Genomic DNA, 25,611 nt, shown 5'->3' on the forward strand with positions numbered 1-25,611 from the left:
CATGCCGGTATGGTCCAGGGCGTTCCGCGCGAACACAGAAACCGTGAGCACAGAAAAGAAGGCAGAAGTGTCAGTTGGTCAAGGCCACCCCGAAGGCTCCGAGGAGTTCAGGAAATGGCTGTCGGGACTGAAGCCCGTCACGGGCCCCGACACGATGCTGCGCTTCACAAAGACGCCCGAGGGTTCCATCGACCTGACCCATGCCCACCCGTCGGGGCTGGCGCAGCTGATGGCCGGGCGGCGCACGCGGCTGTCGACCCTCATCCGTGACCGCCAGCAGTACGTCGTGGCGGCGCGCGCGTCCCGGAACCTGCGCTCGAAGATCTTTGAGCTGGCCAACGACCGGGGCATCGACGCGGGGTACCTCTCGGCCGGCACCGTCGTCTGGACCTCGGCCGTCGGCGGGAAGCCGCAGCGGGTCTCCGCTCCGGTCATGCTCACGGCCGTGTCCCTCACGGTCCGTCCCGGCGAAGACGACTACGAGCTGCAACTGACAGAGCAGGCCCGGATCAACCCGGCACTGGTCCGTCACCTGAAGACCATCCACGGCATCGTCTTCGACGTCACCGCCGTGACGCGGATGGCCTACAGCACTGCACGCTTCGATCCGCTGCCCGTCCTGGACCGGCTCGCAACCCTGATCCAGCCGATCCACGGCGCCGAGGTGGAGCACAACCTCCTCGTCTCGACCTTCGCCGATCTCTCCGGCAACCTCGACGACCCGTGGATCAACCCGGAGAACAAGCTCGTGGCCGCCCTTGGCCGCGTGGCGGCAGGCGACTCCGTGGAGGTACCCGAGCTCAAGGACGGCCGCTTCGCCAGCACGGACGAGCGGAACCCCGCCGACGAGCTGCTGCTCCTCGACGCGGACGCCGACCAGCAATACGTGGTGGATGCCGTCCGTGCCGGCGACTCCCTGGTGGTCAGCGCCCCTCCGGGAACCGGACAAACCCAGACCGCGATCAACACCATCGGCGCCCTCGTCGACGAGGGCAAAAGCGTGCTGGTGGTGGGTGACCGCCGCGCCAGCCTGGGCGAGGTCTCCGCGCAGCTCGAAGCCCTGGGCCTGGACTCGATGCTGGTGCAGCTGGCCGGGAGCACCACCCCGCTCCAGCTCAAGGGCCAGCTGGTGCGCGCGATCGTGCGCAACGAGAAGTCCCTCGAACCGCAGCTGAAGAACCTGCACGCCACCCTGACTGAGCACCGGCACGCGCTGATGGACCACGTGGCCTCCCTGCACAACGTGCGGGAGCGCTGGGGCTGCTCCCCGTACGAGGCGATGCAATCGCTCGCGGCCTTGACCGCGATCCATCCCGCCCCGGCGACCACCGTCAGGCTCAAGCGCAGCGTCCTGGACAACATCCGCGACCGCGCGGAGCTGGCCGAGCGGCTGCGGCGAGCCGCGGAACTGGGCAGCTTCAGCCGGGCCTCGACCCTGAGCCCGTGGCACGGCGCCCGTTTGCTGACCCGCAAGGAAACCCAGGAAGCGCAGCAGGTGGCGCGCTCTGTCGCGGAGAAGCTGCCGCGGCTCCGCGACCGGATGAACGAGGTCGCCGAGCACGCCGAAATCCGGCTGGGGGAGACCTTCGCCGAGTGGGGCGACCAGATCGACCTGCTGGTCGCCGTGCGGGGAAGCCTGGACAAATTCACTCCCGATATCTTCGACCGTCCGGTCCACGACCTGATCTCGGCCACTGCTTCCTCGTCGTGGCGGCGGGAGCGCAGCATTGAAATGCCCTCGATGCAGCGGTCGCGGCTGCGGCGGGTCGCGAAGGAGTACGTCCGGCCGGGCGTCCACATTGCCGATCTGCACAGTTCGCTCGTCCTGGTGCAGGAGCAGCGGGCGGCGTGGTCGGGGTACGCCACCACGCAGCGGCACCCCGCGGTGCCGTCCGGGTTGGGCGAGTTGTCGGGGCTGTACCGGGAACTGGACGCCGAGCTCAAGGATCTCGGCGAGGCCGTCAGGTATACCCGCGACGGCGGCGACGTGCAGAATACGCCGTACCCGGAGCTGCTCGACCGGCTGACCCGCCTGGTGGCGGACACCGGCACCCTTGAGACCCTGCCCGAACGCACGCTGCTGATTGAAAACATGCGCGAGCACGGCCTGGGTGAGCTGCTGGCGGATCTTGCCGAGCGTGAAGTCTCCGCGGACTCCGTCGCCGCCGAACTCGAGCTCGCCTGGTGGCAGTCCGCGCTGGAGGCGATGATCAGCGGGGACGACTACCTCGCCATGTCCGACGGCGATGCCCTCCGGCAGCTGGAGGCGGAATACCGCCTCGCGGACAACGCCCATATCGCCAGCGGCGCTGCCCGGCTCCGGTGGAAGCTCGCGGAGCGCTGGCGGGCGGCGCTGGTAGAGCACCCGCGGCAAGCCGAACTGCTGCGGAGCCTGCTCAAGGACGGCCGGGTCACGCCGGCGGCGCTCACCGCCCAGTCTGCCGAACTCATCCCCATGCTCGTGCCCGTCTGGTCCATCAGCCCATACCTGATGACGAGCCTGCTGCCCGCCGAACAGCACTTCGACGCGGTGGTGATCCTCGACGCCGAGGCGACCTCCCTGCAGGCAGTGCTCCCCGCGGTCGCGCGGTCCCGCCAGGTCATTGCCTTCGGCGATGACAGGATCGCCAGCCCGCGAACCTTTACCGTGGGTGTCGAGCGGCTCGCGGCGGGAGAGAGCTCCCACCACCGCGTCGATAGCGCCTACCAGAGCCTGGCGGCGGTGCTGCCGGTGCGCAGGCTCCGGACCGTCTACCGAGCCGTGGACGAGGATCTGGTCCGGCAGCTGAGTAAGAACTTCTACGGCGGCGAACTCCGGCGGCTGCCCGAGGGGCAGTCCGCAACCGGGCTGGACCGCGCCCTCACGGTCGAATACCTGCCGGACGGAACGGGTCTCCCAAGCGCTGACCAGGACGGCGTCGAGTCCGTCCTGGCCGAAGTGAACCGGGTCGTTGAACTCGTCTTCGACCACGCGAGGCTGCGTCCGAGGACCTCCCTCGCCGTCGTCACCGGCAGCCTGCGGCACGCCGCCCGGATCGGCGAGGCCATCCGACTGCAGCTGCCGAACTACCCGCTGCTGGCGGGCTTCTTCACCGCTGGCACCGAATCGTTCCGCGTGGTCGACCTCGAACGGGCGCAGGGCCTGGTCCGCGACCGGGTGATCTTCTCGCCCGGTTACGGCCGCACGCCGCACGGCCGCGCGCTGCACAGCCTGGGGCCCCTGTCCGTCGAAGGCGGCCGCGCCAAGTTCGCACTGGCGATGACCCGTGCCCGGCGCTCCCTCCACGTGCTCACCTGCTTCCGGCCCGAGGATCTGGACAGCTCCCGGCTGAGCCACGGGGCCGTGGATTTCTACGAGCTGATCGACCGGGAGATTGCCGGCAACTCGGACCTGGGCAGCCCCGCGTCCCGCGCCGCCGCCAGCGAGCAGGCGCTCGGTGCGGACCCGTTGGTCACGGACCTCGGCGACAGGCTCCGCGCCCGCGGCGCCCGCGTCTGGCACCAGTACGACGGAGCCCTGGACATGGTGGCGGCTGCGGATCCACTGCACACGATTGGACAGGACGACGCCGACATCCCGCGTCCGGTGGCCATCGAATCCGACGGAACCGAGCGTTACCGGCGGATGACCGTCCGCGAACGCAGCCGGCTCCGGCCGCAGCTGCTGGAACGCCTGGGCTGGCGCTACATGCCGCTGTGGACCATCGAGGTCTTTACCGATCCCTCCGTGTGCGCGGACCGGATTGGCGGGTACCTTGGATTGGAGAAGCCGGTGGCGTCCTCCCGGATCGGGACCGCTCCGGGCTTCTCGGACGACATGGAAAGTTTCGGGCTCGAGAGCGCCCGGGACGCGTATGCGGCCACCGGCCAGGCGCCCACCGCCTGGGCCGCCGCGGCGCACCAGCAGGAATTTACGAGCAGTACTAAGGAGGCGGACGTGACCAGTCACCAGGGCGCCGCAAACGACAACCGGAACCATCCCGGCGAGGCCCACGGGGAACCTGCCACGGCGGCCACCATCGACACCGACAGGGCAGCCCGGGCCGGGGAGGGCCGGAGTGCCGGTTCCCCGGATCAGGACGCGGACCGGACTGCAGCCAGTGCTTCCGGTCAGCCGTCCCGGGCCGAAGGCGCCCCTGCACACAGCGCGTCCCCGGCAGGGATCCTTCCCACCAAGGCCGCGGAGGATGATCCCCGACGCTGGGGCGACGAGCCCGGCGGGTATGACCACGACGCCTGGCTGCAGGAACAGAAGCCGCCGCACTGGGGCTGACACCAGGGGCGGGGCAGCGCCGGCGCGGGACGGTGAGCAACAGCACGCCCGCAGCGTGACTACGGCCCACCGGGACCAACGAGGACAAAAAACAACTTTCCCTGCGTCGACGCGCCGGCAAGCTTCCTGGACTGCTCGGGGTCGGCCGCAACCACCATCAGCCCGTCCGTATCGCCGACGTCGAGCCATTGCCCGGACCTGCCGCCACGGGCGGAGGTCCAGAGCACCGGGACGCGCGCGGCCAGAATCTCCGACGTTGCCGCCTGCTCAAACCCATTGCCGCCGGTCAGCACGATGTTGACCAGCTGACCGGGGGAGACCAGCTGGATCGAGGCGGGATCAGCCATGCGCAACGGTACGGCGGCGGAACCGGGTGGGCTCCCGGTCAAGAGGCCGGGTCCGACAAAGAACGATGAGCTCAGCAACTGCCCCCGGCTCAACGCGATGCCCAGCTGCTGCCCCTCGGCCGTCGACGGGTCAATGGCCGCGTCAGGTAAAACCCCCGGCGGAACCTGGACTGCGTTGAGATCCCCCGGGGCGAGGAGCCGCCCCGCCGGAAGATCCCCGGCCGCGGCCCAGGCCGTGACCGTCGGCGGGGGAGCGGGAGTAAGCTGCTGGACTGCGAGCCCGGCGGCCAGGCACAACAGAAGGGCGGCGATCAGCCTGCGGTTGCGCCCCACCCAGCGACGGAGGCGACGTGGGGAGGACCGGCGGGAGGTAAGTAAGCGTCCTCCCGCGGGCCGGCCCGCAACGGATGGGCCGCGGGCAGTCCCGGTACGAAAGAAGTGAAGCCTTGCTGGTGCCATGGCTTCACGGTAGGAGCCTGAACGCGGCGGGCTTAGCCCCGGTCCGGGCTATGTGGACAAGCTACAGCGGGAAGCTGCAGGTGCCTTAGTTGGCGGCGGCGGTCGGAGCCGCGGCCGGGGTGGCAGCCGGTGCGGCGGGCGCCACGGAGCTGCCTTTGGAATCGCGGGAATCGGTCCGGTAGAAGCCGGAGCCCTTGAAGACGACTCCGACGCTGTTGAACTTCTTGCGCAATGTTCCCTGGCACTCCGGGCAGGTCGTCAGCGATTCATCGGAGAACGACTGCACGGTCTCGAAGGCGTGGTTGCAGTCCTTGCAAGCGTAGGCGTACGTGGGCACTGGGTTCCTCCTCTAGGACAAACGAGCAGGTCCCGTACTGCGTCCCTCCCGTCCGCTCCTTGAGGGGGGCGGCTGGCTCGGGGAGCCAGAGGATTAGCAGTCACAGGGCCTGAGTGCTAATTCTATCACCGCGCGAACAAGTGGAAGAATATGCGGCGTCAGCGGCTGGCGACTGTGGGAACAAGGCCGTCGGGCGTGAGTGCGGCCCCGACCTTCCGGTCGAAGACTTCGACGGGGATGGTGCCCGCGGGCAGCACTTCATCGGCGTAGACGACGCCGGCAGTCGGCACCGGGTGGCTGCCGTCGTTCCCGGGCAGGGCCGAGAGGGCGGCGAGGAACTTGTCGTAGTAGCCGCCGCCCTGGCCGATCCGGTTTCCGTCGAGGTCCACCGCGGTGGCGGGAACGAAGATTCCGGCTGCCCCCGCCACTGCATCGGTGCCAAGCCGTTCCCCAATTGGTTCCTGAAGCGGCGCGTACCGGCTCCGCGCGTATTCGCTCTGCGGCGTCCACACCACCCAGCTCAGTTCCAGGTCCGGCTCGCAGACGGGAAGCAGCACCCTATGCCCGGCGTCGTGCAAGGCCTCCAATAGGGGAAGAGTCGGCGGCTCCGAGCCGACCCCCAGGTAGGCGGCGAAGGTGCCTGTTCCGCCGTCGGACAGCGACGCCGCCCACGCGGCGCCGTGCACGGCCAGGGCTGAACCGGCCGCCGCACGCGCCGCCGGCGTCATTGCCGCCCGACGCTGCCGGTGCCGGGTGCGGATCGCTTCCTTGGTGTCCCTGTCGCGCGCTTCCATGCAGTGGCTCCTTCGCCTCGCCGGCCGGGCAAACACGCCGCAGCCGCACCGTGAGGGCAATTACCTGATGTTTGCCCCCTCGGTTAGATTAGTCGGGTGAAGACACCTAACGCCTCCGTCCGCAAGGCCGTCATCCCCGCAGCGGGCCTCGGCACCCGCTTCCTTCCCGCCACCAAGGCGATGCCGAAGGAGATGCTGCCCGTCGTCGACAAGCCGGCCATCCAGTACGTGGTTGAAGAGGCCGTCAAGGTGGGCCTCAACGACGTCCTGATGATCACCGGGCGCAGCAAGCGGGCCCTGGAAGACCACTTCGACCGGGTCCCCACCCTGGAGGCGACCCTCGAAGCAAAGGGTGACACCGCCAAGCTCGAGTCCATCCAGGCCGCCAGCAACCTCGGCGACATCCACTACGTCCGCCAGGGTGACCCGATGGGCCTCGGCCACGCTGTGCTGCGTGCCAAGCAGCACGTCGGCTACGAGCCGTTCGCCGTCCTGCTCGGTGATGACCTGATCGACGCCCGCGACGAACTGCTGAGCACCATGATCGAGGTGCAGGCCAAGACCGGCGGTTCGGTCGTGGCCCTTATCGAGGTCGACCCGTCGCAGATCAGCGCCTACGGCTGCGCCGACGTCGAGGCCGTCGACGGCGAAGACTACGTGCGCATCAACCACCTCGTGGAGAAGCCCGACGTCGAAGACGCGCCCTCCAACCTGGCGATCATTGGCCGTTACGTCCTGCACCCGGCCGTCTTCGACGTGCTGGAGCGCACCGAGCCCGGCCGCGGCGGCGAGATCCAGCTCACCGACGCCCTGCAGGAACTCGCCGCCGGCGAGGGTGAAGGCTACGGCGTGTACGGCGTCGTCTTCCGCGGCCGCCGCTACGACACCGGCGACAAGCTGAGCTACCTGAAGGCCTGCGTCCAGCTGGCCTGCGATAGCGAAGACCTGGGCCCGGGCCTGCGGGAGTGGCTGCCGGGCTTCACCGCCGGGCTGACGCACTAGTCCCGTGGGGGGCAGCTTCACCTGGCCGGTCACGCTGGAGAGCGGCGACCTGGTCCTGCGGCCGATCCGGTACCGTGACCGCCGCGAGTGGAGCGCCCTCCGCGCCCGGAACGAGCAGTGGCTGGCCCCCTGGGAGGCGTCCAACCCGGCTCCCGGGGGCGGCCTGCCCAACTACCGGCAGATGGTGAGTTCGCTGAAAGCCCAGGCGGCACAGGCGACGGCCCTGCCGTTTGTGATTGCTGCCTGGACGCCGGGACACCGGGAACCCGTCATTGTGGGGCAACTGACCGTCTCCTCGATTGTGTGGGGCTCGGCCATGATGGCCACGCTGGGGTACTGGGTGGACCAGGACCGGGCCGGGCAGGGCATCGCGCCCACCGCGGTGGCCATGGCCACGGACCACTGCTTCCGCACCCTCGGGCTGCACCGGATGGAAATCAACATCCGGCCGGAGAACGGTCCCAGCCTGCGGGTGGTTGAGAAACTCGGCTTCAGGGACGAGGGGTATCGGCCCCGGTACCTGCACATCAACGGCCGCTGGGCGGACCACCGCAGCTTCGCGCTGACGGCCGAGGAGGTCCCCGAGGGCCTGCTGGGCCGGTGGCTCCGGGAGGGCCCGGTACGCCGGCGGGAAACGCCGTCCTGACCTGCGTTTTCGTCACGTTGGGCAGTTTCTCCGGCCGCGCCGCGACACACCGCCGCTAATGCGGTCCGCCACGCCCTCAAGCTCTTACGGTTTTGAGTGTGGACTTCCCTCTCAGCAGCTCAGTGATCCTTGTCGTCGCTGTTGCGCTCTGGATCGTATGGGTGGCTCCCTACATGCTCCGGAACAGCCGCCAGCTTCGGCCGGCTGGAGACTTCCTGATGGACGCCGCGGACGTGGAACGAGCCGACCCCCAAGCCGGAAACGTCGTGGCCATGACGTCACCGCAGGAGAAACCGATGACCAGTACGCAGCGCCCCGCCTCCGCCCCTTCGACGCCGGACTCGGCGTCCGCCCCGGCGTCGATGAAGTCCGCCCGGCCCTCGAGCCTTCCGGCAGACTCCACGTTCCGCATCCGGTACGGCCGCCTGGCGCTGGCGTTGCTGGCGGTGGTGTCCCTCCTGACCGGTGTCGTGTCCGGCGTGCTCCGCCTCTTCGGTCTGGGCTCCGGCTGGTTGCCGGTCCTGACCCTGCTGGCCGCGGTCGCCGCCGTCGTACTCCTTCGTTCCCTCGCCGTCCGAGACCGTCGCCGCAAGGTTGAGCGCGCGTTCCGGTCGGCCATGGCCCCGCCCCGCCCGGCGCGGCCCGCGCCAGTAGAGCTGCCCGCGGCTGCCCCCTCGGATGCGCCGGCAAAGGAAAGCCCCCTGTTCGACGCCGAAGCCGACGGCGGGCGGGTCCGTCCCGTCACGCTGACCGTCGCCGAGCTGCGGCAGGCTGCACTGGCCGAGGCAGCCGCGTCCGGTGACACCTCCGTCCACCAGGTCGGCGACCCGGCGTCCCCCGAGGGCGCCAGCTGGGAACCGGTCCAGGTGCCCAAGCCGACCTACGTCGAGGCCCCCAAGGCCGAACGTGCGGCCCCGGAACCCCTCGACCTCCCCGCCGCACCGAAGGCCGTCGGCAAGCCGTCGCTGAAGCAGGCCTCCGTGCGCGGCGCCGAGGAGGCTGCCGAGTCCAAACCCCAGGGCAAGGGCCAGAGCGCACTGAGCAACCTCGACGACGTCCTCCAGCGGCGCCGAGCCTGAGTCCACCCAGGAAGCCCCGGATCCACCACCACGGTGAATCCGGGGCTTTTTGGCTTTTCCGGGTGAGGTTGCTGCCCGCGCCGGTGCGTCGGTTGGCGTTGCGGGCAGATACTTTGTAGCCTAAGAACGTTTGGTGACGCCGTTCCCTTTCGGGAGCGGCGTTGTCACGGGGCTATAGCTCAGTTGGTAGAGCGCTTCGTTCGCATCGAAGAGGTCAGGAGTTCGAATCTCCTTAGCTCCACATTGCCTCCCGCCGCCGGTTCCCCCGCGCGGCGCCATCATTCCCCTCCACCTTCACGCTGGCTATGCTGGGCGGACCAGTTCAGCCGCTTGATGACCAGTGAAGGATCCCGCCGTGGGTGACGCCTCGCAAAAAGCCAACCGGGCCGTCTCGGAGGCCAGCTCCGCTGCCAGGGGACCGGTACTCCGGAACTTCGCCCGGGCCGGCTACGTCTTCATCGGCCTGGTCCATATCCTGATCGGTGCCATCGCCCTCCAGATTGACCGCGGGCAGGGCGGCGAGGCGGACCAGTCCGGGGCCATCGGCTCCCTGGCGTCCAAGCCCGGCGGCGCCATCCTCTTGTGGGTGGGGTTCGCTGCCTGCGCGGCCTTGGCCCTCTGGATGGTGAGCGAGGCCGTCGTCGCGGGCCGCGCGCAGGGCGAGGCGAAGGACAAGGCCAAGGAAACGGCGTCGGCGGCCGGAAAAGCCGTCATCTTCGGTTTCCTGGCCATCACCTTTGCCGTCTTCGCCGCTGGCGGTACCAAGAGCTCCAGCCAGTCGGCCAGCGACTTCACCGCCAAGATTCTGGCCGCACCCGCCGGCGTCCTGTTGCTGATCGTCATCGGCGCGGCCATCATCGGCGGCGGGGTCTACTACGTCTACCGGGGCGTCACCCGGAAGTTCATGGAGGACCTCACCGTCCCCGGGAACACCCGCACGGCCGTGGAATGGCTCGGCACCGTCGGCTACGCCGCCAAGGGCGTCGTGCTGGGCGTGGTCGGCATCCTCATCATCGTGGCGGCGGCGACGGCGGACCCCTCCAAGTCCTCGGGCCTGGACGGCGGCCTCAAGACCCTGGGGTCCCAGCCGTTCGGCGTGGTGCTGCTCGCCGCCGCCGCGGCCGGTCTGGTCTGCTATGGGGTGTATTCGATGGCACGGGCCAAGTACGGCAAGTTCTAGGATCCGCCGGTTCCGGGCGTGCACCGGCGTGACTCCCGGGAACTGCCGTGGCACAGCAAAGGGCGCCTCCCGTTGCGGGAAGCGCCCTTGGCAGTAGTCCGGGATCAGTCCTTCTTGAAGGCGTCCTTGACCTTCTCGCCGGCCTGCTTGAGGTCGCCCTTGGCCTGGTCGGCCTGGCCTTCGGCGCGGAGGCGGTCGTTGCCCGTCGCGTCGCCGGCGGCTTCCTTACCCTTGCCGGTCATCTTCTCGGCAGCGTTCTCGATCTTGTCGCCCAGTCCCATGGTGTTTCCTCCTCTGGTTGGCGGCCGCTCGATACGGCCATGTCCCCATCCTAAGCCTGCTTAGCATCTATCGCGCAAGTAGTAGCGCCGCATCCGGGGCCAAGTCCCAGCCAAACCCCAGCCCCGGCCACGTGCGCCGCAGGAGTTCGTCGCCGTCGGACGCGGGCCGAAGACCAGGAAATATTCCGCCCACCCCAGAGCGTCGCCGAAGGAGCGGCGGCCGGGCTGGGTACGGTGAGGCTCAGTGGGCCTGCCTGGCCCGGAATCTTGGAGGACATGTGTCATCAGGCCGCCCCACCAGACAGAGCCCTGCCCGCCGTCGTCCGGCCCGGACGCTGGGTGTCGTCGCCGTGGGTGTCGCCGCCCTGCTGGCGGTGGCGGGCTGCGCCGGGCCCGCGGAGCCCGGTGCGGTCATCGAGCGGGTCGCGGACACCACGCCCGCGGCTACGGGGTGGCTGCACACCGACGGCGGCACCATCCGGGACTCGAATAACGCCCCGTACATCATCAAGGCGGCCTCCTGGTTCGGGCTGGAGACCCCCGACTGCGTCCCGCACGGACTCTGGGGCACCCTGACCATCGACGAAGCCCTGGCCAGCATAAAATCCATGGGGTTCAACACCGTCCGGCTGCCGTTCTCCAATGAGTGCCTGGCCGCCACAACCATCAAGGGCAGCGTCAACTATTGGGCCAACCGGGCCTACAACCTGGAGGGCAAGCGCCCGCTGGATGTGATGGACACGGTTATCGCCCGGGCCAAGGCCAACGGCCTGCAGGTCATCCTGGACCGGCACCGCCCTTCCTCGGCAAGCCAGTCGCCCCTCTGGTACACCGCCGCCGTCCCCGAGTCCCGGTGGATCTCGGACTGGCAGATGTTGGCGGCCCGGTACAGGAACGATCCGACCGTGATCGGGGCCGACCTGCACAACGAGCCCGCGGGGTCCGCTACCTGGGGCGGTCCCGCCGCAACCGACTGGCAGGCGGCGGCGACCCGGGGAGGCAACGCCGTCCTGGCCGCCAACCCGAACCTCCTGATCCTTGTCGAGGGAATCGAGAACCAGGCGACCGCGGGAGGCACCTGGTGGGGTGGTGGCCTGGCCGACGCCGGCGCGAAGCCCGTCACCCTCGCCGTGCCGCACCGGGTGGTGTATTCGCCGCACGATTACCCGGCGTCCATGTTCGCCCAGAAATGGTTCAGCGACCCCGCCTACCCGGCCAACCTTCCCGCCGTCTGGGACCGCAACTGGGGATACCTGCAGAAGCAGGGAATCGCCCCGGTGCTGCTGGGGGAGTTCGGCACCGCCCTGGCCACCGCCTCCGACAAGGCCTGGATGACCTCCATGGTCAGCTACCTCAAGGCCAGCGGCATGTCCTTTGCCTACTGGTCCTTCAACCCCAACTCGGCCGGTACAGGCGGTCTGGTCCAGTCCGACTGGCGCACGCCGGAACGCGCCAAGCTGGATGCGCTGGCCCCGATTCTGACCAACGCCCCGGGCACGTCCCCAACGCCTACGCCGACGACGTCGCCCGCGCCTACGCCGACGACGTCTCCCTCGCCCACCCCGACGCCGACGGGCGCGCCCACGGCTCCCGCACCGGCACCGAGCACCAGCCCGTTGCCGTCGCCCTCGCCGAGCGCGAGCCCGGGACCGGCCAGCGGGGATGCCCTGTCGGCCACCTGGCGGTTGACCAGTTCCTGGCCCGGCGGCTACGTGGCGAACCTGGACCTTGAGGCGCTGCGCGCGGCGCCGTCGTGGTCCGTGTCCTGGAACGACCCCACGGTGACCTCGGTTGCCAACTCCTGGGGGATGAAGTGCACGGTGGTCCCGAAGACGTCCGTCACCTGCACCGGCTCGGACTGGACGGCGAAGCTCGCCGCCGGGCAGAAGGTCACGGTCGGGTTGCAGGTCAACGCCGCAAAGGCCCCCGTCAACCCGGCGCTGACCATCAGGTAGCCGCCACGGCGCCGGTGCTTCCGCCGGTCAGCGTTCCGGTTCCACCACGGTGATGTCCAGCGGCATCCGGTGACTCCTGCGGAGCCGGCCGGCCAGGACGTTCCGGGCGCCCCGGGACAGCAGCCGGGCCGGGGTGAGGTCCCGGTACGCCGCGGCATCCGACGTGACCAGGCCCAGCAGGGGTTTCGCGGCGGCCTCCGGGGCCTGCCCCCACAGCCCCACCACCACCTGAAGGGCGGAAAGGCGCTTCTCGTAGCCGGACTGGGCCCGGATGCGCCGCAGGAGGTCCGTTTCCACCAGGCCGGGGTTCATGCCGTGGACCCGCACGCCGGTGCCGCGCGTTTCCCGGCGCAGGGTCTCGGTGAACTGGCGCACCCACCGTTTGCTGGAGGCATACGCGTTCTGCAGCGGCACCGGCCCGCCGTCGCCCTGGCCGTAGAGGTTCACCAGGTCGCCGTGGCCCTGCCCGAGCATCACCGGCAGGGCCACCCGGGAACCGTGGAAGGTGCCCAGGATGTTGGTCCGGACCACCCGCGTGAAGTCGTCCACCGGTGTGGACGCCGTCGGCCCGTACACACCCGAGACGCCGGCGTTATTTACCCAGATGTCCAGCCCGCCGAGGCGCAGGGCCTCGTCGCGCAGGGACTCGACGTCGGCCAGTTCCGCGGTGTCGCAGCCCAGCCCCAACGCCGTGATTCCCGCCGCCCGGAGCCGGGTGGCGGCCGCCTCGGCGTCGGCGGCCGACCGGGACGCGAGGACGACGGCGGCCCCCTCGGCGCCCAGCAGCCCCGCCATCGCAAAGCCCAGGCCTCGGGAGGACCCGGTCACCACCGCTACCCGCCCCTCAAGGAGCCCCTGTCCGGTCTGCATGCTTCCCTCATACCCGCCGACGCCGCCGCGGACAAGGGCCGGGGTGCGCAAAGATGGTGGCATGACCATTGCGCGCACCGTCCTGCTCTTTGCCCTGGCCGCCGTGGCCGAAATCGGCGGGGCCTGGATGATCTGGCAGGCCGTCCGCGAGGGCCGCGCCTGGTGGTGGGCCGGGATCGGGATCGTCGCCCTCGGGCTCTACGGCTTCGTCGCGACACTTCAGCCGGACGCCCACTTCGGCCGGATCCTGGCCGCCTACGGAGGCGTCTTCGTGGCAGGGTCCCTGGCCTGGGGCATGGCGGTGGACGGATTCCGGCCGGACCGCTGGGACGTCATCGGGTCCGTGGTCTGCCTGGCGGGCGTGGCCGTTATCATGTTCGCGCCCCGGGGTCCCTGAGCCCGCCGGTACGCCCCGCACCACTGTTTATCCCCAAGAAATCCGCAGGAATCCCGTTCCCCGCCGTCGCGCCGTCTCCGTCTGAGTAATGTTTTCCCCGGTTGGCTTGGTGACAGGGCCTGCCGGACACCTCTTTGGAACTCTGGAAGGAACACCCCTTGGCAGGAATTTTCACGTGGCTCGGCGCCCTGGGCACCGCAGGCAAGGCAACAGCCGTGGCCGCCGTCGTCGTCACCGGCGGAGCGGGGGCGGCGATGGCCGCCACGGTCAGCGAGATCACCGCGGATCCGACGCCGACCGTCACCGCCACGGCGACCGCCACCGACTCCCCGACGGCCGCTCCCACCGAGACCGCCGAGCCCACGGAACCGGCACCGACCGCTACCGCATCCGCGGAGCCGACCGAGACCGCGGAACCGACGGAGCCCGCCCCGGCCCCCTCAGCCACCGATACCCCGTCCGCTGCCCCGACCGAAACCGGCGAGGCCACGGAACCGGCCGAGTCCACGGAAACGAAGGACAGCGAACCGGAGAAATCCACTCCGGCTGAGGCGGGCAACAGCGCCTGGGCCCACGCGAACGCCGAAGCGCACCGTGCCGCCGGCCAGGCCAAAGCCGAACAGCACCGCGACGAGCACGCGGCCACCCCCGCCGTCCCCAGCTACGGCAACGGCCCGGCCCACGAAGCCGAGCACGACCCGGCTCCCGCGCCGGCCCCGGCAGCCGCTCCCGCGGCCGGCCATGGCAAGTCCGGCCGCTAGCGGACCGCACACCCCCAGGTCCAGCACCCAAGGGTCCAGCACCCCAAGAGCCCCGTCCCGCAACCGCGGTGCGGGGCTCTTCGCATGCCGGGATATTCTGGAAACCACGGGTTCCCTGCGCCACCCGGACTTCCACTCCCGCTTCCCACAGCGGCCGGGCCGCCCACCGTACGGTCCGCCGTCGGGCACGGGCGCCCCGAAAGGACCCCCATGAGCCTGATCCGCCTGAACGACGTCAGCGTCCGCTTCGAGAACACTCCGGTCCTCCGTGAGGTCTTCTTCCGGCTCGAGCCCGGCGACCGGGTGGGGCTAATCGGCAAGAACGGCTCCGGCAAGACCACAGTCCTGAAGCTAGTCCTGGACCAGGTCGTGCCGGACGCGGGTTCGGTCAGCGTCGATCCGGGCGTCCGCGTGGGCTACTTCTCCCAGTTCTCCGAACTCAACGGTGCCTCCACCATCACGGAGGTCCTCAACGGACTGTTCGGCACGGTGAAGGCCGTCGAGGCGGAACTTGCCGGGATCGACGCCGCCATCGCCGCCGACCCCGGTGCCGGGGAACTGGACCGCCTGATCACCCGGCAGGCCGCGCTCTTCGAGGAGATGGAACGGCTGGACGGGTGGGACTACCCGCGCCGGATCGACACCGTGCTGACCACCCTCGGCTTCGAGGACGCCCACCGGCACTGCGCCATCGACGAGCTGTCGGGCGGCTGGCGCAACCGGGCCGCGCTGGCGAAGATCCTGCTCGAAAGCCCGGACGTGCTGCTGCTGGACGAGCCGACCAACTTCCTCGACGTCGCCGGGGTGCAGTGGCTGGAGAACTGGTTCCGCGACTTCAAGGGCGCCGCCGTCATCGTCTCGCACGACCGCATGTTCCTGGACGCCGTGGTCACGCGGATCGTCGAAGTGGAGAACTACCACCTGCACGAGTATCCGGGGAACTTCGCCGAATACGTGGTCCAGAAGCAGTTCCGGCTCAAGACCCTGGAACAGCAGTTCGTCCACGAAGCCGAGCTGCTGGCCTTCGAAGCGGAGGGAATTGCCGACCGGCGTGAGGCCGCCAAGGCCGCCAGCCGGGGCCTGGAGAACAAGCTGGCCAAGATCAAGAAGTCGCGAACCCCCCGGCCGGTGGACCAGATCGTCACCGAGATCTACGGCGGCCTGCACGTCAAGGACGTCCTCTGCCGGGTCGAGGGGCTGGAAAAGTCCTACGACGGCCGGACGCTGTTCACGGACCTGGGCTTCGAGATCCGCAAGGGCAACCGGATCGCCGTCCTGGGCGCCAACGGCAGCGGCAAATCCACCCTCCTGCGAGTCCTCACCGGCGAGGAGGCCCCCGACGCCGGCACGGTCGCCTGGGCCAAGGGTCCGGGGTACGTCTCCTACAACGCCATGCTGGCGGCGCTCGACGACGGCGACACCGTCTCGCACGCCGTCAACGCCCTCCCGGACAGCCTGGCCCTGACCGCCACCAGGAAGTCGGTCAACCGCTTCCTCGCGATGTTCCAGTTCTCCGAGGCGGATCTCAAGCAAAAGATCGGCAACCTCTCCGGCGGCCAGAAGGCCCGCGTCGCCATGGCCCAGTGTCTGCTCTCGGGGGCGTCCGTGCTGCTCCTCGACGAACCCACAAACCACCTGGACCTCTCGAGTACCCAGGTGATGGAACGGGCCCTGCTGCACTTCCCGGGCGCCGTCGTGGTGGTCAGCCACGACCGGTTCTTCACGGAGAAAATTGCCACCCGGCTGCTGGTCTTCGGGGCCGACGGCGCCGCCCCCGGCCAGGTGGAGCAGCGCGCCGCCTGACCTGCGGCGGCTTACGGCGCCGACTAAAATGGGGCAATGGCGGAACAACCTCCGGACCAACGTCCGGACCTACCTCCGGAACATGGCCCCGATCCGTGGGAGGAATTCGACCGGCTTGGCCCGGCCCGGGAGGACCGTGTGCGCGGACAGCCGGGCGGCGAGCCCAACGGCTTCGGTTTCCGCACAGGAGTGCGCAGCGCGAAGGTGGCCGTCGGCTTCGCGGTGTACGCGCTGGTCCTTGGCAGCATCCTGGTGGGGGCGGGCGTGGTCTATTTCATCGGCCACCGGGAGTGGCTCTGGCTCGCGCTGATGGCGGCGATCGAGGCGGTGTTCGTCCTAGCCTTTGCCCGGCTGGTGGCGCAGGCACGGCACCGACGCCCCACGCCCTGAGGCAGTCGCGGACAACCAGCTGGATTGAAGCAGGCGGCCCTAGCCGGTCCCGCGCCGCCGGTGCGGCCGCGAGCCGATCGCCAGATAGCCGCCGAGGGCACCAACACCGCCCAGCCCGGCGGTGAACAGGGCCCTGGGCCACCGTTTCCACCGGTCCGGCTGGAAGGACACCAGTTCCCCGACGGCGCCGATCAGCGCAGCGACGATCAGGCCCGCGACGATCCGGTTGCCGGTCTTCTCCGCCCGGTCCATCAGCGCCTGGAGTTCCCCGGCCCGGAAATGCACGTCCACCCCGCCGCGCTCCAGCACCTCCAGCAGCCTCCGGGCCAGTTCCGGTGCCTCGATGCCGAACCTCAGGGCCTCCCACCCGAGCTTCTTCAGCCGCTCAGCCACCGCCTCCGGGGTGAGAGAGGAGAGCACCACACCGCGGGTGAAGGGCCCCAGCTGTTCGGTCAGCTCGAAGCCGGGGTCCAGCTGTTTGCCCAGCCCGTCGGCCATGACCAGCATCTTGACCATCAGGGCCGTCTCCCGCGGCAGGCGGAGCCGGCTGGTCCGCAGCAGCCCCGCCAGCTCGGCCAGGACCGGTACCAGCGGCACCTCCGCCAGCGGCCGGTCGGCGTAGCGGTCCAACAGCCGGCCCAGCGCCGCCTGCAGGGTGCCATAGTCGCCGTCGGCGCCGCCGCAGAGCCGCACCACCGCGGTGGTCAGGCTCCGGGGGTCCTTGTCCACAACCGCCAGCAGTACCCGCACCAGGTTCCACCGGGCGCCGTCGTCGATCCTGCCTACCATGCCGAAGTCGATGATGCCCAGCCTGCCGTCGGGTTCGACGAAGAAGTTTCCCGGGTGCGGGTCGGCGTGGAAGAACCCGTCCTCGAAAACCATCTTCAGGAGCACGGTGCAGGCGCGGACGGCGAGGTCCCCGGTGTCGATCCCGGCCGCCCGCAGCCCGCCGACGTCGCTGATCTTGATGCCGCGCAGCCGCTCCAGGGTGAGCACCCGCGTGGTGGTGGCGTCCCAGAAGACCCGGGGGATGTGCACGCGCGGGTCGCCGGCGAAGTTCGCCGCGAACTGCTCGGCGTTGCGCGCCTCCTGCAGGTAGTCCAGTTCCGCCCGTAGGGTCTGGGCGAACTCGTCCACCAGCGCCGCGACCCGCCAGCCGGCCACGGCCGCGGACGCCTGTTCGGCGCGTTTGGCCAGCTCGGCCATGATTTCCAGGTCCTCATTGACCTCCTCGACGACGCCGGGCCGGCGGACCTTGACCACGACGTCGGCCAAGACGCCGCCGTCGGCCGCGCCCCCGCCGGCGAGGATTGCCTCGTGGGCCTGCCCGATGGAACCGGTGGCGAGCGGTGTGTCCCGCAGCCCGGCCAGCAGTTGGTGCGCGGCCGGCCCGAGCTCCTCGGCGATGACGGCGCGGATTTGTTCGGCCGGGATGGCGGGGGAGGCGTCCTGCAGGGTGGCGAGCTCCGCGGCGTAGTCCGGGGGCAGGATGTCGGTCCGGGTGGAGACGATCTGGCCGAACTTGATGAACACCGTCCCGAGTTCCTCCAGGGCCAGGCGCACCCGCTCCGGGGCAGGCATCCGGGCGCCGGGCAACCCTCCGGGCCGGCCGGGAAGATGCAACCGCTCCAGGTGCAGCCCGCCCACCGCGAATCCCAGCCCGTGCCTGCCCAGGGTCTCCACGATGTGCCGGAACCGCTCCCGCCGCGCGCTCATGCGGCCAGAGTACACGGGGCCCGCGGGACACGGGGCGGTAGGGAAGGCCCGCCCGTGAGCGGGCGCCGGCGTCAGCGGGCCCCGGTCAGAGCCAGCCCTTCCGCTTGAAGATGGCGTACATCAGCGTCGCCGTGGCGGCCATCAGGCCGATCGCCATCGGATACCCGAACGCCCAGTGCAACTCCGGCATGTTCTCGAAGTTCATGCCGTACACCCCGGCCACGAAGGACGGGGCGAAGAAGATCGCGGCCCAGGAGGAGATCTTCTTGACCTGCTCGTTTTGCTCGGCGCTCGCCTCGTTCTGGCGGTTGGCGGTCAGCGTGCCGTCCAGGGTCAGCGCGTTCTGCAGCAGGTCCCGGAAGGAGTCCGCGCGGGAGATCAGCCGCTCCACGTGGTCCTCGACATCGCGGAGGTTGTGCTGCAGTTCCGAATCCACGCGGTACTTCTCGAAGCCGCTGCGCAGGTGCTGCATCATGGCCGGCAGCGGATGGATGGCCCGCTGGAAGTGGATCACCTCGCGGGCGAGCTCATAGATGCGCCGGGAGACCAGGGGGTCGCCGCTGAAGAGCTGGTCCTCGATCTCGTCGATGTCGTTTTCCAGCCCGGCAACCACGGGCCCGTAGTCGTCCACCACCTGGTCCATCAGCGCGTAGAGCACGGCCTCGGGCCCGTGGCAGAGCAGGTCCGGGCGCAGCTCCAGCCGGCGCCGCACCTGGCCGACGCCGGCGGTCTCGGCGTGCCGCACCGTCACCACGAAGTTGCGTCCGGTGAAGACGTGCAGCTCGCCGAACTCCACGGTCTCGGAGTCGTCCAGGTAGCGGGCGGGCCGGAGCACGGTGAAGAGGTTGTCGTCGTAGCGTTCCAGCTTCGGGCGCTGGTGGGCGGAGACGGCGTCCTCCACGGCGAGGCCGTGCAGTCCGAATTCGGCGGCGACGGCGGCCATTTCCTCGGTGGTGGGACGGTAGAGGCCGATCCACGCCATGCCCCCGTGGCGGTTCAGGGTCTCGAAGGTCTGTTCCAGGCTCTCGGGCTCGGCCCGGCGGACGCCGTCCACGTAGACGGCGTTGTCAATGATAGTCACCGGGCCATTATCCAGCGTCGGTGCCGTCACCGGCCGCAACGGCCCGGCGCGCTGGCCGCGCAGCGGTTCCGGCGGCGCCCTGGGCCAGCCGGCTGATCAGCGGCTCGGTGCGGTAGGGGATGTGGGTGTGCAGGGCGAGCACCGTCTCGGTCCGGATGACGCCCTTGATCCGCAGGATGGAGCGCAGGGCAGTCTGGAGATTGTGCGTGTCCGTGGCGACCAGCCGGCACCAGACGTCGCCCCGGCCGGAGATTTCGTGCACCTCCAGGACCTGGGGGATGAGGCGCAGCGCGGCGACCACGCCGTCGAGCTCCCGGTGGTTCACCTCGATCGTGACGAACGCGACGACGTCGTACCCCACCGCCTCCAGGTCGATCTCACGGCCGCCGTCGTGCAGGATCCCCGAACGCAGCATCCGCCGGACCCGGGTCTGCGCCGTGTTCCGCGCGATGCCCAGGGCGTCGCTAAGTTCGCCGATCTGGACCCGGGGATCCTTGACCAGTTCCAGCAGGATCCGCAGGTCGGTGGGGTCGAGGCTGTTCAAATCGTCACTCCGGTTCATCCGCGCGGGGCATCATTGATGGTTTTGATCAATTCTGGCACGAAAAGAGAGGTGAACGATCATGCGTGCCGCATTCTGGAGGCATCCATTTCTTTACCGGGTCCGTAGCCTCCCCACCGGGAACGCCCGCGGTACCCCGATGTGCAGGGACACCGTCATGACCGTCTTCAGCGAACTCCGCATGCGCCCGGCCACCGCCGCCCGCTGGGGTTGGGATGCCTCCGTCACCGCCCGGCTGGTGATGGCCGGCGTCGTCATTTTCACGCTCTTGGTGGGAGCCAATCTCGCGACCCCGCTCTACCCGCTGCTCCAGGCCCGGCTGGGCATCTCGGCGCTGGACGTGACGGTGGCGTTCTCCGCCTACGTCCTGGCCCTCGTTGCCACCCTGATCCTTGCGGGGCACTGGTCCGATCACATCGGCCGGCGTGCTGCCCTGGTGCTGGCGGTCCTGACGGGCCTGGCCGGCGGACTGGTCTTTGCCTCGGCCGACAGCCTGGCGGCGCTCTGCGCAGGGCGTGCCCTGCAGGGCGCCGCGGTGGCCCTGGCCACCGGGGCGAGCTCCGCGGCGCTGCGGGAACTGCTGCCCAGCCGGCCCGAATGGGCCTCCCGCTTCACGCTGCTCGCCTCGGCCGGCGGGGTGGCGGCCGGGCCTGCGATCGGCGGGCTGCTCTCGGTGTTCCCGGGTCCGACGTCGACGCCGTACTACCTCCACTCGCTGGTCCTGGCGGCGCTCCTGGTCCCGCTGTACCTGCTCAAGGCCCGCCCCGCGATCACCTCCACCGCCGGGCAGCAGCCGCTGAAGGTCCTCGCCCCGCGCAGGCCGTCCGTCTCCAGCGAGGCACGGGGCGCCTTCTGGCTCGCCTCGTCGGTGGGCTTCCTCAGCTTCGCCGTGTTCGGCTTCTGCCTCTCCCTGGCCCCGGGCTATTTCGCGCAGATCGTCCACGCCGACTCGCGTCCGCTGATCGGGGTCCTGGCCGGGCTCACCCTCGCCGCGTCCGCCCTGAGCCAGCTGCTGGCCGTGCGGGGACGGTTCGTGGTCCCGGCGGGGCTCGTGCTGCTCTCCGTCTCGGTGCTGCTGATCGCCGCCGCTGCCGCCTGGAGCAGCCCCTGGCTGCTGGTCGCGGCGAGCGTCACCGCGGGCCTGGGCCAGGGCGTGGCGTTCCGGACCGTCTTCAACACCGTCGCCGGCAAGGTCGAGGCGGCCCGCCACGCGCAGATCATCAGCACCGTGTACGTGATCACCTACCTCGGCAGCGCCTTCCCGGTGATCGGGCTCGGCCTGGCCGCGGGCGCCGTCGGGCTGCAGACCGCGGTGGCCGGCTTCGTGGTGCTCTGCGCCGCACTGGGCCTGGTTCTCGCGGCGGTGTCGCTGCGGCAGGCGCTGCGCGCCTAGTCCCTCGGGTCCGCGGGCGCCGAAGGTCCCTCGCCTCAGTCCGGCAGCGGCCCGTGGTTGCCCTGGATGTGGTCGAAGACCAGAGTGGTTTCCGTGTGGCCCACCACCGGGTCCGTGGCCAGGTTGTCCAGCACCCAGTCACGCAGGTCCTCCGTGGTGGCCACGGCAATGTGCAGCAGGTAGTCCACCGAGCCGGAGGTGTGGAAGGTCGAGAGCACGGCGGGGAGCTTGGGCACGCGGGCGGTGAACCGGTCGATTTGTTCGCGGTCGTGGGCCCGCAGGCGCACCGCGATCAGGGCCTGCACCGACCGGCCAACGGCGGGGAGGCTGAGTTTGGCCTCAAAGCCCTGGATGATGCCGCGGTCGGAGAGCGCCCGGGTGCGCATCAGGGCGGTGGAGGGCGCGATGCCCACCAGCTCGGCCAGCTGCTTGTTGGAGATGCGGGCGTCCGCCACCAGCGCTGCCAGCAAACGCTCGTCGATAGCGTCCAGCGGTTCGCCGGCCCCCGCTCCGGTCCGAACATTCTTCGCAGCACTGCTCACGGGTCCTCCTCCATGTGGTTTAGGTTCATCTTAGGCGGCCATATCCGCCGGTTCCATTCGAAACACCTGTCTCCTTCCGAATATCTGCCGGATACTTTCCCTATTCAATGGCGAATATTCACAAGGAGAATCGTGCTTTCCTTCGACTCCCAGGCCGTCCACGCCGGCCGCCAGGGCCTCACGGACCAGGGCCTGCATGCCGTCCCGATCGACCTGTCCACCACCGCCCCGCTTCCCTCCGTCCACGACGGCGGCCTCGCCTACGAGCATCTGGCCACGGGCGGCACCCCGCCGGAAGGCCAAAGCACGGTCTACCAGCGGCTCTGGAATCCGACGGTGGCACGCTTCGAAGAAGGCGTGGCCCTGCTCGAGGCGATGCCGGAGGCCGTGGGCTTCGCCAGCGGCATGGCGGCGCTGAGTGCCGCACTGCTGGCCGTCGTGGCGACGGGGAGGAAGCACATCGTTGCGGTCCGGCCGCTCTACGGCGGCAGCGACCACCTGCTGGCCTCCGGCGCGCTGGGCACCGAGGTCACCTTCACCACGGCCGGCGGCGTGCGCGGTGCGCTGCGGCCGGACACCGGCCTGGTGATCCTGGAAACGCCGGCGAACCCCAGCCTGGACCTGGTGGACATCGCCGCCGTCGTGGCCGCCGCCGACGGGATCCCGGTGCTGGTGGACAACACCTTCGCCACCCCGGTGCTGCAGCAGCCGGCACGCCACGGAGCGGCCATGGTGCTGCACAGTGCCACCAAATTCATCGGCGGCCACGGGGACGCGATGGGCGGGGTCATTGCGGCCGGCGGCGAGTGGACCGCCCGGCTGCGGCGGGTGCGGGCCATCACCGGCGGAATCCTGACGCCCTGGCCGGCCTACCTACTGCACCGCGGCCTGGCCACCCTGCCGGTCCGGGTCCGGGCCCAGCAGGCCGGCGCCCACAAGGTGGCCGTCGCCCTGGCCGGCCACGGGCTGGTCCGCCGCGTCTACTACCCGGGGCTGCCGGACTGCGATCCGCAGGGCCTGATGGGGACCCAGATGGCCGGCCCGGGATCGCTGCTGGCCTTCGAGCTGGGCAGCCCGGACCATGCCGGGCGGCTTCCCGGGGCCGTGAGGCTGCTCACCCACGCGGTCTCCCTCGGCGGCATCGACTCCCTCATCCAGCATCCCGCCGGCCTGACACACCGGCCCGTTGCGGCCGAGGCGAAGCCGCACGCCGGGCTGTTGCGGGTCTCGGTGGGGCTCGAGGACCCGGCGGACATCATCGCGGACCTGATTCAGGCCCTGGAAGCCACGCGCTAGGCCTGCGCGGCGCCGGGCGCCCCGGCAGGATGGACGACGGCGGTGACGGCCGCCGTCGTCGCCGCCAGCGCCATCACCCCCAGGGCCAGCGCAGTCCAGCCCAGCGACTGGAACAGCAGGCCCCCCGCCCAGCCCAGGACGCTGGAGCCCAGGTAATACGCGAGGTTGTAGAGCGAGGCGGCCTGGGCCCGGCCGCCGCTGGCGATCACCCCGGTCCAGCCGGAGCCGATGCTGTGGGCGGCGAAGAAACCGCCGGTGAAGATCAGGAGCCCGGCCAGGATCAGGACCAGCTGAGCGGTGAGCGTCAGTGCCAGGCCGCCCACCATCAGCACCGTCCCGGCGATCAGGACGTTCCGCCGGCCATGCCTCGCTGTCAGCCCGGCGGCCCAGCGGGCCGAAACCGTGCCCGAGAGATAGGCCAGGAAGATCAGGCTGATCAGGGTGGCCGGCAGGCCGAACGGTTCTGCGGAGAGCCGGAACCCCAAATAGTTGTAGACGGCCACGAAGCCGCCCATCAACAGGAAGGCCTGCAGGTAGATGGCCAGCAGCCGCGGGTTCCGGCCATGGCGTCCCAGGGTGGCCAACGCGCCGCGCAAGCCCCCGGCGGCGGACGGGGTGAAGTTCCGGGCCGGCGGGACCAGGACAAGGAACAGGACCGCCGCCACAGCGGCCATGGCGGAGACGCACAGGACGGCGGCGCGCCAGCCCCAGAGTTCGCCGACGGGTCCGGCGAGCAACCGGCCCGCCAGCCCGCCCAGGGTGGTGCCGGCAACGTAGGTCCCGGCGGCCAGCGCGGCCTGGGCCTTCGTGATCTCCTCATTCAGGTAGGCCACCGCGATTGCCGGAATCCCGCCCAGTGCCATACCTTCCAGTGCCCGCAGGGCGAGCAACACCGGGAACGTCGGCGCCAGCGGCGCCAGCAGGCCGAACACGGTTGCCGCCGAGATCGCCCAGGCCATGGCCCGGACCCGGCCCACCCGGTCCGCAACGAAGGACCACGGTAGGACCGTGAGGGCCAGCCCGATGGTGGCCAGGGAGATCGTCAGGGCGGCCTCCGCCGCGGTGACCTCCATTCCGCGCGCAATCAGCGGCAGGACGGCCTGGGTGGAATACAGCTGCGCGAAGGTGGCGACGCCGGCGAAGGCCAGGCCGGCAAGAATCCTGCGGTATCCCGCGGAGCCCTTGCGGTGGCCGGCCCACGCTGCCTGCGGGTCCCGTTGCCCGTGGTTCCCCGGGGCTTCAGTGCCGGGGACGGGCGGCGCCACGGGGGAGGGCCGGCCGGTGGCGGGGCTGGAGACGGGGTGGCGGGGCATCTGCCCAGCGTAGACGCCGGCCGGGTATGCTTCCAATGCATCATTACCATCAGATTCATATCCATAATGAAACATTTCTCCCGGCCCGTCGGGAGGTCATCTGCCGAGGAGGTCCCGCGTGGATGTGGAGCACAAACACCTTGTCCAGCTGTTGCCGCTGCTGCCGGTCCTGGCCGAGCTGGGCCGGACCCGGCACGTCACCGCGGCGGCCGAGGCCCTGGGCCTGCCGCAATCCACGGTCAGCCGCGGCATAGCGCGGGCCGGCCGCCTCATCGGCACGGAGCTGCTGCTCCGCGACGGCCGGGGTGTCCGGCTCACCCCGGCGGCAGAGGCGCTGCTGCCGCACATCGAGGCGGCCCTGACCCAGTTCCAGGCGGGACTGGACGTGGTGCGGCAGGAATCGGAGGTGGTCCGCGGCAGGATCGCGGTATCCTTTCAGCACACCTTCGGCGAGGCGATGCTGCCCCTGCTGATCAGCGCCTTCCACCGGCGGCACCCGCAGCCGGCCTTCCAGCTCAGTCAGGGCTCCCGCGACGGATGCCTGGCCGAGCTTGCCGCGGGAGAGGCCGACCTGGCGTTGACCGCCCCCGTCGCAGCCCCCAGCCGGGGGATCTCCTCTGCCGCCCTCTACCGGGAACCGCTGCGCCTGGTGGTCCACCACAACCACCGCCTGGCGGACCGGGGGAGCGTGCCGCTGTCCGAACTGCGGGCCGAACCGTTCGTGGCGATGGGCCCCGGGTACGGGCTGCGCTCCCTCTCCGATGCCTTGTTCCGGGAGGCCGGCTTCCGGCCGCGGATCGCCTTCGAAAGCCAGGACTCCCATACGGCCCGGGGCCTGGTCTCGGCCGGGCTGGGCGTCAGCATCCTGCCGCCGGCGGGCCCGTCCCCGGACCGGCACCAGCCCGGACAGCCGCCCGAACTGGGCTGGGTGGAGCTGGCGCTGGAGTCGGAGCTGGCCTTCCGTGAGATCGGCCTCGCGTGGCGGGAACGGCGCGGCGGGGCGGACGCCGAACCGGACCCGGTGCGCCTGTTCCGGGAGCTGGTGCTCAGCGAGGGCCCCTCCCTGCTGGCGGGCTTCGTCCGCGGCCGCTCCGGCCGCTAAACGGTCGTCTCCGGCGGTCGTCCCCGGCGCGC

General features: G+C 70.3%; 23 protein-coding genes and 1 tRNA gene. 14 read left to right on the top strand and 10 right to left on the bottom strand.

What is annotated here, in order from left to right; genetic code table 11:
• Positions 1-67: 67 nt before the first annotated feature.
• Positions 68-4,273 carry a DUF4011 domain-containing protein gene (locus ACFVY3_RS02455; protein WP_400158640.1) on the top strand — a complete coding sequence of 1,402 codons (4,206 nt, stop codon included), beginning with the start codon at positions 68-70 and terminating at the stop codon, positions 4,271-4,273.
• A 59-nt stretch (positions 4,274-4,332) separates the two neighbouring features.
• On the opposite strand, the gene ACFVY3_RS02460 is transcribed toward ACFVY3_RS02455, so the two are convergent.
• The 3 genes from ACFVY3_RS02460 to ACFVY3_RS02470 all read right to left on the bottom strand — a co-directional run bounded on the left by ACFVY3_RS02460 (position 4,333) and on the right by ACFVY3_RS02470 (position 6,210).
• Positions 4,333-5,079, bottom strand: a complete 747-nt coding sequence (locus ACFVY3_RS02460) for an RcpC/CpaB family pilus assembly protein (protein WP_400158641.1) — start codon at positions 5,077-5,079, stop codon at positions 4,333-4,335.
• Positions 5,080-5,164: 85 nt separating this feature from the next.
• Positions 5,165-5,416 carry an FmdB family zinc ribbon protein gene (locus ACFVY3_RS02465; protein WP_290255844.1) on the bottom strand — a complete coding sequence of 84 codons (252 nt, stop codon included), beginning with the start codon at positions 5,414-5,416 and terminating at the stop codon, positions 5,165-5,167.
• Positions 5,417-5,574: 158 nt separating this feature from the next.
• On the bottom strand, positions 5,575-6,210 hold the full coding sequence (locus tag ACFVY3_RS02470) for a 5-formyltetrahydrofolate cyclo-ligase (protein WP_400158642.1): 636 nt from the start codon (positions 6,208-6,210) through the stop codon (positions 5,575-5,577).
• Between the two features lie 96 nt (positions 6,211-6,306).
• Here ACFVY3_RS02470 and galU point away from each other — a divergent pair, with 96 nt between their 5' ends.
• From galU to ACFVY3_RS02495, 5 genes are all read left to right on the top strand, one after another.
• On the top strand, positions 6,307-7,212 hold the full coding sequence (galU, locus tag ACFVY3_RS02475) for a UTP--glucose-1-phosphate uridylyltransferase GalU (RefSeq protein ID WP_290255842.1): 906 nt from the start codon (positions 6,307-6,309) through the stop codon (positions 7,210-7,212).
• Positions 7,213-7,216: 4 nt separating this feature from the next.
• The gene (locus tag ACFVY3_RS02480; RefSeq protein WP_290255841.1) at positions 7,217-7,858 is read left to right on the top strand and encodes a GNAT family N-acetyltransferase; all 642 of its coding nucleotides are present in this window, start codon (positions 7,217-7,219) and stop codon (positions 7,856-7,858) included.
• A gap of 98 nt (positions 7,859-7,956) precedes the next feature.
• A complete protein-coding gene (locus ACFVY3_RS02485) occupies positions 7,957-8,937 on the top strand; it encodes a hypothetical protein (protein ID WP_400158643.1) in 981 nt (326 codons plus the stop codon).
• Between the two features lie 168 nt (positions 8,938-9,105).
• Positions 9,106-9,178: transfer RNA gene (locus ACFVY3_RS02490), tRNA-Ala, on the top strand.
• 114 nt (positions 9,179-9,292) lie between these two features.
• Positions 9,293-10,117, top strand: a complete 825-nt coding sequence (locus tag ACFVY3_RS02495) for a DUF1206 domain-containing protein (RefSeq protein ID WP_400158644.1) — start codon at positions 9,293-9,295, stop codon at positions 10,115-10,117.
• A 104-nt stretch (positions 10,118-10,221) separates the two neighbouring features.
• On the opposite strand, the gene ACFVY3_RS02500 is transcribed toward ACFVY3_RS02495, so the two are convergent.
• On the bottom strand, positions 10,222-10,398 hold the full coding sequence (locus ACFVY3_RS02500) for a CsbD family protein (protein WP_290255838.1): 177 nt from the start codon (positions 10,396-10,398) through the stop codon (positions 10,222-10,224).
• A gap of 278 nt (positions 10,399-10,676) precedes the next feature.
• Here ACFVY3_RS02500 and ACFVY3_RS02505 point away from each other — a divergent pair, with 278 nt between their 5' ends.
• Positions 10,677-12,353 carry a cellulase family glycosylhydrolase gene (locus ACFVY3_RS02505; RefSeq protein ID WP_400158645.1) on the top strand — a complete coding sequence of 559 codons (1,677 nt, stop codon included), beginning with the start codon at positions 10,677-10,679 and terminating at the stop codon, positions 12,351-12,353.
• Between the two features lie 27 nt (positions 12,354-12,380).
• On the opposite strand, the gene ACFVY3_RS02510 is transcribed toward ACFVY3_RS02505, so the two are convergent.
• Entirely contained in the window at positions 12,381-13,223 is an 843-nt protein-coding gene (locus ACFVY3_RS02510) for an SDR family NAD(P)-dependent oxidoreductase (protein WP_400158646.1), read from the bottom strand.
• Between the two features lie 61 nt (positions 13,224-13,284).
• Here ACFVY3_RS02510 and ACFVY3_RS02515 point away from each other — a divergent pair, with 61 nt between their 5' ends.
• From ACFVY3_RS02515 to ACFVY3_RS02530, 4 genes are all read left to right on the top strand, one after another.
• The gene (locus ACFVY3_RS02515) at positions 13,285-13,620 is read left to right on the top strand and encodes a YnfA family protein (RefSeq protein WP_290255835.1); all 336 of its coding nucleotides are present in this window, start codon (positions 13,285-13,287) and stop codon (positions 13,618-13,620) included.
• 158 nt (positions 13,621-13,778) lie between these two features.
• A complete protein-coding gene (locus ACFVY3_RS02520; RefSeq protein WP_400158647.1) occupies positions 13,779-14,381 on the top strand; it encodes a hypothetical protein in 603 nt (200 codons plus the stop codon).
• Between the two features lie 210 nt (positions 14,382-14,591).
• A complete protein-coding gene (locus ACFVY3_RS02525; RefSeq protein WP_400158648.1) occupies positions 14,592-16,184 on the top strand; it encodes an ABC-F family ATP-binding cassette domain-containing protein in 1,593 nt (530 codons plus the stop codon).
• Positions 16,185-16,220: 36 nt separating this feature from the next.
• Positions 16,221-16,574: a hypothetical protein gene (locus ACFVY3_RS02530; RefSeq protein ID WP_364133174.1), complete on the top strand. Its 354-nt coding sequence runs from the start codon at positions 16,221-16,223 to the stop codon at positions 16,572-16,574.
• A 39-nt stretch (positions 16,575-16,613) separates the two neighbouring features.
• On the opposite strand, the gene ACFVY3_RS02535 is transcribed toward ACFVY3_RS02530, so the two are convergent.
• From ACFVY3_RS02535 to ACFVY3_RS02545, 3 genes are all read right to left on the bottom strand, one after another.
• On the bottom strand, positions 16,614-18,290 hold the full coding sequence (locus tag ACFVY3_RS02535; protein ID WP_400158649.1) for an ABC1 kinase family protein: 1,677 nt from the start codon (positions 18,288-18,290) through the stop codon (positions 16,614-16,616).
• An 85-nt stretch (positions 18,291-18,375) separates the two neighbouring features.
• Positions 18,376-19,371: a magnesium/cobalt transporter CorA gene (gene corA, locus ACFVY3_RS02540; protein WP_290255830.1), complete on the bottom strand. Its 996-nt coding sequence runs from the start codon at positions 19,369-19,371 to the stop codon at positions 18,376-18,378.
• Between the two features lie 7 nt (positions 19,372-19,378).
• Complete coding sequence (locus ACFVY3_RS02545; RefSeq protein WP_377971966.1) at positions 19,379-19,933, bottom strand: Lrp/AsnC family transcriptional regulator; 555 nt, start codon at positions 19,931-19,933, stop codon at positions 19,379-19,381.
• Positions 19,934-20,090: 157 nt separating this feature from the next.
• Here ACFVY3_RS02545 and ACFVY3_RS02550 point away from each other — a divergent pair, with 157 nt between their 5' ends.
• Positions 20,091-21,326, top strand: a complete 1,236-nt coding sequence (locus tag ACFVY3_RS02550; RefSeq protein ID WP_400158650.1) for an MFS transporter — start codon at positions 20,091-20,093, stop codon at positions 21,324-21,326.
• Positions 21,327-21,361: 35 nt separating this feature from the next.
• Here the strand turns inward: ACFVY3_RS02550 and ACFVY3_RS02555 are convergent, their stop codons facing one another.
• Positions 21,362-21,868, bottom strand: coding sequence for an Lrp/AsnC family transcriptional regulator (locus ACFVY3_RS02555; protein WP_290255827.1), 507 nt, complete (start codon positions 21,866-21,868; stop codon positions 21,362-21,364).
• A gap of 132 nt (positions 21,869-22,000) precedes the next feature.
• Here ACFVY3_RS02555 and ACFVY3_RS02560 point away from each other — a divergent pair, with 132 nt between their 5' ends.
• Positions 22,001-23,164, top strand: coding sequence for a trans-sulfuration enzyme family protein (locus ACFVY3_RS02560; RefSeq protein ID WP_400158651.1), 1,164 nt, complete (start codon positions 22,001-22,003; stop codon positions 23,162-23,164).
• Here ACFVY3_RS02560 and ACFVY3_RS02565 read toward each other — a convergent pair.
• Positions 23,161-24,477, bottom strand: a complete 1,317-nt coding sequence (locus tag ACFVY3_RS02565; protein WP_400158652.1) for an MFS transporter — start codon at positions 24,475-24,477, stop codon at positions 23,161-23,163. The genes ACFVY3_RS02560 and ACFVY3_RS02565 overlap by 4 nt on opposite strands.
• Before the next feature lie 118 nt (positions 24,478-24,595).
• Between ACFVY3_RS02565 and ACFVY3_RS02570 the strand changes: the two genes are divergently transcribed.
• The gene (locus tag ACFVY3_RS02570; protein WP_400158653.1) at positions 24,596-25,579 is read left to right on the top strand and encodes a LysR family transcriptional regulator; all 984 of its coding nucleotides are present in this window, start codon (positions 24,596-24,598) and stop codon (positions 25,577-25,579) included.
• The last annotated feature ends 32 nt before the right edge of the window (positions 25,580-25,611 follow it).

Source organism: Arthrobacter sp. BPSS-3 (genome assembly GCF_044628475.1).
Taxonomy (GTDB): domain Bacteria; phylum Actinomycetota; class Actinomycetes; order Actinomycetales; family Micrococcaceae; genus Arthrobacter.